This is a genomic window from Methanobrevibacter sp. (genome assembly GCF_015062935.1).
In the GTDB taxonomy this organism is placed as follows: Archaea; Methanobacteriota; Methanobacteria; order Methanobacteriales; family Methanobacteriaceae; genus Methanocatella.
In genome coordinates, this window is the sequence record NZ_SUTM01000039.1 from 1 (window position 1) to 7246 (window position 7246).

Annotated in this window: 7 protein-coding genes and 1 pseudogene; 6 read left to right on the plus strand and 2 right to left on the minus strand. The window is 35.0% G+C overall.

What is annotated here, in order from left to right; translation table 11 throughout:
• Nucleotides 1-61: 61 nt before the first annotated feature.
• Nucleotides 62-634 carry a GNAT family N-acetyltransferase gene (locus E7Z81_RS11905; RefSeq protein WP_292748124.1) on the minus strand — a complete coding sequence of 191 codons (573 nt, stop codon included), beginning with the start codon at nt 632-634 and terminating at the stop codon, nt 62-64.
• A 197-nt stretch (nt 635-831) separates the two neighbouring features.
• Between E7Z81_RS11905 and E7Z81_RS11910 the strand changes: the two genes are divergently transcribed.
• From E7Z81_RS11910 to E7Z81_RS11935, 6 genes are all read left to right on the plus strand, one after another.
• Complete coding sequence (locus E7Z81_RS11910; protein WP_292748125.1) at nt 832-1653, plus strand: nicotianamine synthase family protein; 822 nt, start codon at nt 832-834, stop codon at nt 1651-1653.
• Between the two features lie 278 nt (nt 1654-1931).
• Nucleotides 1932-3551, plus strand: a complete 1620-nt coding sequence (locus E7Z81_RS11915; RefSeq protein WP_292748126.1) for an ABC transporter substrate-binding protein — start codon at nt 1932-1934, stop codon at nt 3549-3551.
• 61 nt (nt 3552-3612) lie between these two features.
• Nucleotides 3613-4605 (plus strand): ABC transporter permease, encoded by a 993-nt coding sequence (locus E7Z81_RS11920; RefSeq protein WP_292748128.1) that lies wholly within the window; start codon nt 3613-3615, stop codon nt 4603-4605.
• Nucleotides 4598-5455, plus strand: a complete 858-nt coding sequence (locus tag E7Z81_RS11925) for an ABC transporter permease (RefSeq protein WP_292748130.1) — start codon at nt 4598-4600, stop codon at nt 5453-5455. Before E7Z81_RS11920 ends, E7Z81_RS11925 begins: the two co-directional genes overlap by 8 nt.
• A gap of 9 nt (nt 5456-5464) precedes the next feature.
• Nucleotides 5465-6412, plus strand: coding sequence for an ABC transporter ATP-binding protein (locus E7Z81_RS11930; protein ID WP_292748132.1), 948 nt, complete (start codon nt 5465-5467; stop codon nt 6410-6412).
• A gap of 1 nt (nt 6413) precedes the next feature.
• The gene (locus tag E7Z81_RS11935; RefSeq protein ID WP_292748134.1) at nt 6414-7028 is read left to right on the plus strand and encodes an ABC transporter ATP-binding protein; all 615 of its coding nucleotides are present in this window, start codon (nt 6414-6416) and stop codon (nt 7026-7028) included.
• Here the strand turns inward: E7Z81_RS11935 and E7Z81_RS11940 are convergent.
• Nucleotides 7025-7246, minus strand: a pseudogene (locus tag E7Z81_RS11940) (MATE family efflux transporter); the annotation flags it as partial. The gene E7Z81_RS11935 and the pseudogene E7Z81_RS11940 sit on opposite strands and share 4 nt — an antisense overlap.

A 7246-nucleotide genomic window follows, 5' to 3' on the forward strand; every position in this document is an offset into this window, starting at 1 on the left:
CCGTGGAAGTTTGTTCCGATATATCCAATTTTTAGCGCTGTCCTTTTCATCAATATTAATTTTATATTAATATAACATAATTGTTGTGATTATTTTGAAGACTTGTGCACATTAATTGATCAATATTAATAATGTTTTTATCCATATGTACTGTCTGTAACTCATTGTTAGTGTCAATAGTTATCTTAAATCCCATTTTTGTCCAAAAGTCAATTGCTCCGGGCAAAGTTCTGTGGGTGTGGAGATAAATTTCACCAAATCCGTTTTTATGAGCAAATCTTTCAGCAATTTGGAAAAGTCTTGAAGCAATTCCGTATCTGCGATATTTCTCATCAACAAACAGTCTCCAAATGCTTGCAGTCTTATCATTTGAATAAATACCTTTAAACTCTTCAAAATCTTTATCATATGCCCTAATTCCAATTGTGGCAATAATATTATTGGATTCATCCATTGCTATAAAAAAATTGTTTCTTTTTGGATGAATATAAAAGTCATTTAAATTTTTTATATCTTTATGAAACTCTGGAACATAACCATATCCAAATTCTTTTTTAATTTGAGAAAATAAGAATTTTTGAACTTCACTGATTAAATTTAAGTCATTTCCCAACTCTTTAATTGAAATATTCATATTAAAACCTTCCAAAAAAGTATTACTTTTTCATCAAAAAAAGAGCATTTAGTAATACTCAAAATATTAAATAAACAAGTTATTACTTTTATAATAATTTTAAAGATTTAGTAATACTTTATTTTAAATTTTAACAACTTTAATATAGATAAAGAATAAAATAATATATAAAAGTTGTTATTTTTGATGTGATAAAAATGAGCTGTTACAAATATTGGGGTAAACTAGAGGAAATCGCAAACAAACTATCATCCTATGGTGATTTGGACAAATTCGGAAATTCAAAACTTGACGATATCAATATTGATGAAATCATTGAAATACTGGACGATGTGGAAATCATAGCACATGACAAGACAATTGATTTCGATTCCGCAAAACATATCCTGGACGATGAAAAGATGAACAAGGCATTGAAATTAATCAGAAAATTTTATGTCTACATCGGTGCAAGACTTGAGACTGAAAATGCATTGAAAATTCTTGAATCTGACAATCCTACTGAAACACTTGATTCATTTCATTTTTATGAAAGATATATTGGACTTATTGAAAATGAAAGCCAACTAGCAAAATTCAATGAGGACAAGACATTCCTATTTTTGGGGTCAGGCCCCCTTCCTTTGACATTGATAATGTTCAACAAGGTGTTCGGATGCAAATGCATAGGTATTGAACAGCAAAAAGATGTTGCAGACCTATCAGTTAAGGTGTTGAAGAAATTAGGTCTTGAAAATGACATTAAGATTGTTGTTGGAGATGAAACAACAATTCAAGATTTGGATTATGACATTTTGATGATTGCAGCGCTAGCAGAGCCTAAGGATAGAGTATTTGCTAATATTTGGGAATATGTTGATGAAAAAACACCAGTAATTTATAGAACATATACCGGAATGAGAGCAATTTTATACTCACCTGTTCTTGACAAGGATACAAGGGGATTCCACAAAGAAGTCATGATGTTGCCCTCAGGAAAAACAAATAATACCTCTGTTCTAATTAGAAAAATCATTTAATTTTCTAAAAAATCCATCACCTTAAAATTATTACTTCGTATTTAAATGGTCTAAATATTAGTAATACTTAAATATTTAAAATATTATTACTTTTTATAGCGTATAAGTAATAATTAATACTTTTTTTGTGAAATAAAGCGATTTAGTAATACTTTTTTTAGCAAGATTTATATACTAAATAATTAATAAATTTTCATTGATTGTTATTAATTTAAGTATTACATAATAAACTAAAATTATGACAATTACCTCATTTAGAAATTATTGGGAGAAAAAATATGGATAAAAAGTACATAATCGGAATTATTGCAGTGATTATAATTGCAATAATTGCAGGTGCGGTCCTTATGGGAGGATCACACACTGAAAGAGCTGACGATGAACTTGTAGTTGCCGCTTACAGTCACGGAGGAGAACCAGAAGCTGGTTTCGACCCAATACTTGGATGGAACTACTATGCAGAACCATTAATCCAATCCACCTTGTTGAAAATGACAAGAGGAATGGAATATGAAAATGATTTAGCTACTAGCTGGGAGGCTAATAGCGACTTTACAGAATATACTGTAAAAATCAGAGATGACGTTAAATTTACCGACAACACCACTTTAGATGCAGAAGATGTTGCATTTACATACAATGAAGCTAAAGCAAGTGGTGCAAGTCTCGATTTAAGCAGTATGGATAACGCTACTGCAGTTGACAAAAAAACCGTTAAATTCGAATTAAACAAACCAGATTCCACATTCATTGACAAAATGGCATACATCGGAATCGTACCATCAGATTCATACAATAATGAAACTTATGGTGCAAACCCTGTAGGATCAGGACCTTATAAATTTGTACAATGGGACAAAGGCCAACAAGTAATCTTAGAGAAAAACCCAGATTACTATGGAAAACAACCTGAATTCAACAAATTAACTATTTTATTCGAACAAAACGATGCTGCATTCAATGCAGTTAAAAATCATGAAGTAGACGTTGGTGCAGTACCTTTAGCATACGCTAATGAAACTGTCGACGGATACACAATGTTCTTACAAGACACCATTGACGTAAGAGGTATTTCATTACCTATGCAAAACAATACCGGTGCTACAACTGAAGATGGAAACCCAATCGGAAACAACATTACCTCCGACAAAGCTATCAGAGAAGCATTAAACTACGGTATTGACCGAACCGCTATTAGTGAAGGTGCATTAAACGGATTTGGATACCCTAACTTTGATGGAATTGCTCACCAATTACCATGGGCTAATGATGAAGCAGCCATTAAAGATGGAGACATAGACCAAGCAAAAGACATCTTGAAAAAAGGTGGCTGGGAAGACACCGATGGTGACGGAATTGTTGAAAAAAATGGAGTAAAAGCATCTATTAACTTATACTATCCATCAGATGCATCCGAAAGACAAGCAATTGCTGTAACTGTTGCTGAACAAGCAAAAGAATTTGGAATTGAAGTAAACGCTACTGGTTCCAACTGGGATGAAATGGACGCTATAAAAAGTACTGACCCAATCGTATGGGGATTCGGTTCAACCGATCCATCCACCATGTGGTCTGAATACTACAGTGACCAAGCAGCAGTTGGATACAACAACCCATCTCTCATTAACAACAGTGCAGTGGACGCACACATTGACAACGCAATGAAATCCGACCGTAACTCTTCATTTGCTGAATGGTCCGCAGTATCCTGGGACGGAAATACTGGTATTTCCCCTAAAGGTGATGCAGCATGGTTATGGGTTGGGGAAATTAAATACGGATACTTCGTAGATGACAGTTTAGACATCTCCAATGATACCCAATTATTACAACCTCACGGAGGAGATGTATTCGGTAACATCTATGACTGGCACCGTGTTTCTTCAATAGAAAAATAAAAAAATAGAGTTAAATTTTTTAATTTAACTCCCTCTTTTTCCCTTTTTTGGAGCATTTATTATGACAAAACATGAGAAATTAATGAAATTTTTAGGAAAGAAAATTGTTAGGTTTTTAGTATTGCTTGTTTTTGTCATATTATTGAGCTTTTTACTTATTGATATGTCACCTATCAATCCTGTTAAAACATATATCAGCAATATGGTCGTTTCACCAGAACAGGTCGCCGCTTTAGAATCATATTGGGGTGTTAATGAACCTGTTACCTCAAAAATGGCAAACTGGTTTGGAAACATTATCCAAGGAGATTTTGGAAATTCACTAATTTTTAGGATGCCTGTAATTGATGTTATTAAAGAAAGATTTTTTGCATCATTAGTCTTGATGATTTCTTCTTGGGCATTATCTGGCGTTTTAGGATTTTTATTAGGCATATTAGCAGGATTTAAAAAAGATACAATAATTGACAAAGCAATAAAAGTTTACTGTTACATTCTACAATCCGCACCAACATTTTGGATTGCATTAATCATTTTAATGATATTTAGCGTATACCTCGGTTGGTTCCCAACAGGTTTGGGAGTGCCAATTGGTACCTTAAGTGAACATGTATCATTCTGGGATTGGTTGAACAGATTAATTCTTCCTATGGTAACTTTAAGTATTGTAGGAGTGGCTTCAATTGCATTATTCACTAGAGATAAGTTAATTGAAGAAATGAATAGCGATTACTTCTTATTTGCTAAGGCAAGAGGTGAAAAAGGATGGAATTTAATTGTAAGACATGGAATTAGAAACGTTTTACTTCCTGCAATCACATTGCAATTTTTAGGATTTTCAGAATTATTTGGTGGAGCAGTTCTTGTGGAGCAAATTTTCACATATCCCGGTATCGGACAAGCTGCCGTATCTGCAGGCCTTAGAAGCGATGTTCCTCTTCTTTTAGGAATTGTAATATTCAGTGCAATATTCGTATACTGCGGCAACTTAATTGCAGATTTAATCTATAACTTTGTAGATCCAAGAATTAAGGAGAGTGAAGAAGATGGCTAACATAGAAAAAGGAAGTCTTTATAATTCAATTGGAAAAATGAATTTAAGAACTAAAACATTGTTAACCATTGGAATAACCGTATTCATATTGATTGCAGTAGTTATTTCAAGCTTATTCATTAATTCAGCAGATATCACAACAAATTTCCAGGCGATGAATCAAGCCCCATCATTTGAGCACCTATTCGGTACAGATTGGATGGGAAGAGATATGTTCACCCGTACTTTAAAAGGATTGGGATTAAGTGTACAAATTGGTGCGGGAGCATCAATATTGAGCAGTTTAATTGCAATAGCTATGGCATTCATTGGAAGTACCAATAAATTCCTGGATGGAGTTATTGCATGGTTGATTGATTTATTCTTATCTATTCCTCACATATTATTGATCATTTTAATTTCAATTGCATTAGGAGGCGGAGCATTCGGTGTCACCATGGGTGTTGCCATTACTCACTGGACTTCACTTGCAAGAGTATTAAGAGCGGAAATCAAGCAAATCCAAACATCCGAATTCGTTAAGTTATCCAATAGATTTGGAAAATCAAAATGGTGGATTGCAAGAAAGCATATTTTGCCGTTAGTAATTACCCAAATTATTGTAGGTACAATTTTAATCTTCCCTCATGCAATCATGCACGAGGCTAGTGTAACATTCTTAGGTTTCGGTTTATCACCGCACGAACCTGCAATTGGTATCATATTATCTGAATCCATGAAATACCTTGCAACAGGTAACTGGTGGTTAGCATTGTTCCCCGGTTTGGCATTACTGATAATTGTATTGTTATTCGATATTGCAGGCGAAAACATCAAGAAATTACTTGACCCGACAAGTGCAAATGAGTAGGTGAATATTATGGATAAATTATTAGATGTGGAAAATGTTTCAATTTCATTCATACAGTATACTCAAGGATTAAATCAAAGGGATTTGAAAGTAATCACAGATTTAACACTTGACATATCCGAAGGAGAAATACTGGCAGTATTGGGTTCCAGCGGATCTGGAAAAAGCCTGCTTGCACATGCCATATTCGGAATTCTTCCTGAAAATGCAAACCTGAATGGAAAAATAAAATATAAAGGAAAAGAACTGTCACAAAAAGACAAAGAGGAGATACGCGGGAAAGAAATAGCATTAATTCCTCAATCAGTCAACTTCTTAGACCCTTTAATGAAAATTTCTGACCAGGCAATCGGACACACTGAAAGCGAAGAAGAGAAGAAAGCCAAAAAGGCAAAACAAAGAGAAATCTTCGAACACTACAACCTAGGCCCTGAAGTGGATGACATGTACCCCTTCCAACTATCCGGAGGAATGGCAAGAAGAGTGCTCGTATCAACAGCATTATTCTCAAACCCAAAACTTGTCGTTGCTGATGAGCCGACACCGGGACTTGATGAAAAAACAGTGCAGGAAACTCTAAACCACTTCAAACACATGAAGGAAGATGATGTGGGAGTACTGTTAATCACACACGACATCCATGCAGCGCTAGAAGTGGCAGACAGGATAGGAATATTCTACTCAGGATATGTTATCGAAATCGCTGAAAACAAGGACTTTTCAGGTGATGGAGAAAACCTCCTGCACCCTTACACAAAGGCTTTATACAAGGCACTGCCAGCAAATGGGTTCAACCTGACAAAAGGCCACCAACCACTGCATGGTGAAATTCCGGAAGGTTGCCCATATTACGACAGGTGCGAAATGAGATTCGACAGATGCAAAAGCGAGAGACCACAACTAATCGACCTAGGAAATAAAAAAGTCAGATGTTTTAAATATGAAGAAGGTGCATAACATGGAACTTAAAGGAACAAACATTGCATTTAAATATCCCTTAGCAAAGGAATACCTGTTAAGAGACATCAACATACATCTGGACAACAATAAAATTGTTGGTTTGGTTGGAGACAGTGGTGTTGGAAAGTCAACATTGTGTGAAATACTCTCAGGATATCTGACAAACTTCGAAGGGACAGTGACACTTGACGGCAATCCATTGCCTCAAAAGGAATTCTGCCCAGTGCAATTAATTTACCAACATCCGGAAAAAGTCATGAACCCAAAATGGAAAATGAAGGATGTTCTGGAAGAATCATGGAATGTGGATGACACTCTCTTATCAGAGTTCGGAATTCAGAAATCCTGGTTTACAAGATTTCCACAGGAACTATCAGGTGGAGAACTCCAAAGGTTTTCCGTTTTAAGGGCACTGAATCCAAAAACAAAATTTTTAATAGCTGATGAAATGACAACAATGCTTGATGCAATCACTCAAGTGCAGATTTTAGATGCTGTGTTAAAAATAGTTAAACAAAGGAAAATGGGATTCCTGCTCGTTAGCCATGACATGGACCTTGTCAACACAATCTGTGACGATATAATATATTTTGAAGATATTAATGGTCTTTAATCATTAATATCAATTAATTTTTTTATCTGCCAATCAGCCCAAACACCAGTTAGATTATTTGAGACTATTTCACCTAAAACAATACCCATCCAAGCACCCCAAACACCATAATTCAATACAACGCCCAACAGAATCGCAAAGAATAATGTAAAACCGGTTTCACGCATTATTGTCTGAAACATTGCGGTTATGCCTTTGCCTAATCCCTGGAACACATA